Here is a 4,089-nt window from a genome sequence, read left to right as displayed (position 1 = left end):
TGGCCGACCCCGGGGATGTAGGCGGTGACTTCGATCCCGCTGTTCAACCGGACCCGGGCCACCTTGCGCAGGGCCGAGTTCGGCTTCTTCGGGGTGGTCGTGTAGACGCGGGTGCACACACCACGACGCTGAGGGCTTCCCTTGAGTGCCGGGGTCTTGGTCTTCTCGACCTTGTCCTGCCGGCCCTTGCGGACCAGCTGCTGGATCGTGGGCAACGCCGCTCCCGTTCCTGTCACGCCTCGTCGTACTGCCTTGGGCAACCAGACCGGTACGCCGGCCTCCCTGCTGCTGTGGTCCGCACCCGACCCACCGGAGTGTCCTCGAGCGGCTTCTCCGACCCACGCGGTCGGGCGTGTCGCGCCATTCGACCGGAACCTCGATGCGGTAATCCAGTTCCGGTGAGGGGCACGCCAGCCCGCCCGTCCGCTTCGCGGAATCGAGCTCGACAGTCGCCGACGGATACCCGAATAGTGACTTTACGTCAACCTAGCGAGCACCACGGCGCCACATCGAAGTGCAGGACGCACGCCGGAGCCACGTGGACTCCGACCACAGGGCTCAACAGTACTCCACGCCCGCGTCAGGTGTCGAACGGGGGTGTCCGGCGAAATCCCCCGCAGACCCCGCGCGCACTATGGCACTCGACAAGCGCATGCACTCGACGAGCGGCACAGGCGGGCAGCAGCACGGCCCCACGTACTGGCACGCTGCACCTACTGGCACGCTGTACGGGACAGCACGATACCGGCATCGGAGGCCCGCGAGGACATGTCTGACGCAGCCGGCGCGCGATTCGCGGCCGCCCCCGCCCGACGCCGGCCGAGCCGGGACGAGCTGCTCGCGGCCTACGGGACCACCGTCCCGGACCTGGTCGCCCCGGCCACCGTCGTGCTGCTCTGCGGGATCAATCCGTCCCTCGAGTCCGGGGCCACCGGCTTTCACTTCGGCACGCCGAGCAACCGGCTGTGGCCGGTGCTGCACCTCGCCGGCTTCACCCCACGCCGGCTGCATCCCAGCGAGACCGACGAACTGGCCCGCCGGGGCATCAGCATCACCAATCTCGTCCACCGCTCCACCGCGCGCGCCGACGAGATCAGCGATGACGAGGTCCGCGCCGGCGTGCCCCGGCTCACCGAACTCGTCGAACGGGTCTCGCCCCGGTGGGTGGCCTTCCTCGGCCTGGCCGCCTACCGGATCGGGTTCGGGCGCCGCAGCGCGAAGGTCGGCCGCCAGGCGGAGACCCTGGGACCCGCCGGCATCTGGCTCCTGCCCAATCCGAGCGGCCTGAACGCGCACTATCAGCTGCCCGACCTGGTCCGAGTCTACGGCGAGCTACGCGAAACCGCCTATTCCTGACCCACCCGCCACGTTCCCGAGGAGGGCCGCCGCCGGGCCGGCCGGCAGATGCGCGCGTACCGGGGCCCAGAAGTCGGCTCCGGGGGGCGCCTCGACCTCGATGCGGGAGCCGCCGGCCCAGGCCGCATCGAAGGCGAGCCGCCACGAGTGCAGCAGGGTGCGGGCGGTGGCACCCCGGCCGAACAGCGGATCGCCCTCGATCGGGTGCCCGATCCAGGCCAGATGCACCCGGATCTGGTGGCGCCGCCCGCTGACCGGCGTGACTGCGAGCAGGGTGTACTCACCGCCCTCCCATACCCGGATGAAGGTCGTGACGGACGGGTATGTCCGGACGTGGGAGAACACCGCGGCGGGCGGAATCGTCCAGCGTCCGACGCCCGCGCCGGTCGGGGCAAGCCCTGCCCGGGGAACCTCCGCCAAGGGGGCCATCTCCGCCAGGCCGGCCATGATGTCGGCCCGGTTCGCCGCCACCCGGACCCGACTCTTGCGCCCCACGCTCAGCGGCAGATCAATGGTCCCCGAGGCGGGCAGTCCACGGGTCCGGGTCAGGACGAGGTATCGCTTGTCCACCGTGCGGCGCTGGAACTGCCGGGTGAGATCACCGTGGAACCGCAACTGCCGGGCGAAGAGCACCAGGCCCGAGGTGACCTTGTCGATGCGGTGCACCGGGAACAGCTCCTCGCCGTCATCCCCGGCGAGGGTGACGAGATCGGTGTCGTGCCGCTCTCCCATAACCGAGATGCCGACGGGTTTGTCTAGCACGAGAATGGCCTCATCCTCGTAGATCATTCGCTCCCGGCGAATCTCGGTCCACCCGGTCATAAAACGGCCAGCCCCGGTCACGTCAACTGCCGGGGAGCGATTCGATGGCCACTGTCCGATAAGGCGCGGCCAACCGACTCAGGTCGTCGTGGTCGCCGGTCAGAATCACACCGCCGCTACCTTCCACCGCCACCGCAGGTGCCTGCCCCTATCCTACCGATTTCCGCCTCTGCGCGCCGTCCCACCAGCGGGCTCCGGACCTGGACGCGCAACCGGCCCGGCACCCTGGTGAGGGCGCCGGGCCGGTCCTGATCGATCTGGCTTCGGTCGGGCTCTGGTCAGCTCCGCTCGGTCAGCCTCGCGACCTGCTCAGCGGAAGTCTCCCGAGCTGCGGTAGTCGAACTCGTCCAGCGGGACCGCCTGGCCGGAGCCCGTGCCGAACGCGCCGTAATCGACGCCGCCGTCCTCGTAGGCACCGACGGAGTACATCGCCGCACGTGCCTCCTCGGTCGGCTCGACCCGGATGTTGCGGTACCGGGAGATCCCGGTGCCGGCCGGGATGAGCTTTCCGATAATGACGTTCTCCTTCAGGCCGACGAGCGAGTCCGACCGGGCGTTGATCGCCGCGTCGGTGAGCACCCGGGTCGTCTCCTGGAAGGATGCGGCCGACAGCCACGACTCGGTCGCCAGCGACGCCTTGGTGATCCCCATGAGGACCGGGCGGGCCGAGGCCGGCTGGCCACTGGCTTCCACCACCCGACGGTTCTCCGCCTCGAACCGGGCCCGCTCGCAGAGCTCACCGGGCAGCAGGGTGGTGTCACCCGACTCGAGAACGTTCACCCGCTTGAGCATCTGGCGGATGATGATCTCGATGTGCTTGTCGTGGATCGACACACCCTGCGACCGGTAGACCTCCTGGACCTGGTCCACCAGGTGGAGCTGGACCTGGCGCGGCCCGAGGATGCGCAACACCTCGTGCGGGTCGACGGCACCGTCGACGATCTGGCTGCCGACCTCGATGTGGTCGCCCTCGCGGACCCGCAGGCGCGAACGCCGCGAGACCGGGTAGGCGATCTCGTCGCTGCCGTCGTCCGGCACCACCACGACCTTGAAGGTCTTCTCGGTCTCCTCGATCTTCACCCGGCCGGAGACCTCGGTGATGGGGGCCTTGCCCTTCGGGCTGCGCGCCTCGAACAGCTCGACGACACGCGGCAGGCCCTGGGTGATGTCGTCGCCGGCGACGCCACCGCTGTGGAAGGTACGCATCGTCAGCTGGGTGCCGGGCTCACCGATGGACTGCGCGGCGACGATGCCGACGGCCTCACCGACGTCGACCAGCTTGCCGGTGGCGAGCGAGCGCCCGTAGCACTGGGCGCACACTCCCATCCGGGACTCGCAGGTCAGCGCCGAGCGGACCCGCACCTGCTCGATGCCGGCCTCGATGATCTGGCTGATCGCGACGTCCCCGGCGTCGGTGCCGGCGGGCACGATGACCTCGCCGTTCGCGTCGATCGCGTCGGAAGCCAGCGTCCGCGCGTACGCCGAGGTCTCGGCGTACCGGTCCCGGACCAGCACCCCGTCGGCGCCCTTGCGGGCGATCCGGGTGAGGATGCCGCGCTCGGTGCCGCAGTCCTCCTCGCGGACGATGACGTCCTGGCTGACGTCGACGAGCCGCCGAGTCAGGTACCCCGAGTCCGCGGTGCGCAGGGCGGTGTCAGCGAGTCCCTTACGGGCACCGTGGGTGGAGATGAAGTACTCCAGCACGGTCAGACCCTCGCGGAAGTTCGCCTTGATCGGCCGCGGGATGATCTCACCCTTCGGGTTGGAGACCAGGCCACGCATGCCGGCGAGCTGCCGGATCTGCATCATGTTTCCAGCGGCTCCGGAGTTGACCAGCACGTAGACCGGGTTGGTCGCCGGGAAGTTCTCCTCCATCGCCTCGGCGATCTTGTTGGTCGCCTCGGTCCAGAT

General features: G+C 69.6%; 4 protein-coding genes. 1 reads left to right on the top strand and 3 read right to left on the bottom strand.

What is annotated here, in order from left to right; all coding sequences use genetic code 11:
- Window positions 1–215, bottom strand: a 215-nt coding sequence (rpsL, locus tag ACY45C_RS00395) for a 30S ribosomal protein S12 (RefSeq protein ID WP_462185744.1), incomplete at its 3' end; no start/stop codon positions are given.
- Window positions 216–768: 553 nt separating this feature from the next.
- Between rpsL and mug the strand changes: the two genes are divergently transcribed.
- Entirely contained in the window at window positions 769–1,356 is a 588-nt protein-coding gene (gene mug, locus ACY45C_RS00390) for a G/U mismatch-specific DNA glycosylase (protein WP_462185685.1), read from the top strand.
- Here the strand turns inward: mug and ACY45C_RS00385 are convergent.
- Both ACY45C_RS00385 and ACY45C_RS00380 read right to left on the bottom strand, forming a co-directional pair.
- Window positions 1,333–2,178, bottom strand: coding sequence for an RluA family pseudouridine synthase (locus ACY45C_RS00385; RefSeq protein ID WP_462185742.1), 846 nt, complete (start codon window positions 2,176–2,178; stop codon window positions 1,333–1,335). The genes mug and ACY45C_RS00385 overlap by 24 nt on opposite strands.
- A 309-nt stretch (window positions 2,179–2,487) precedes the next feature.
- Window positions 2,488–4,089: DNA-directed RNA polymerase subunit beta' (locus tag ACY45C_RS00380; RefSeq protein ID WP_462185684.1), on the bottom strand; the 1,602-nt coding region annotated here is incomplete at its 5' end.

The sequence above is a fragment of the Frankia sp. CcWB2 genome, from assembly GCF_977927585.1.
This window is presented reverse-complemented; position numbering and strand designations above follow the sequence as displayed.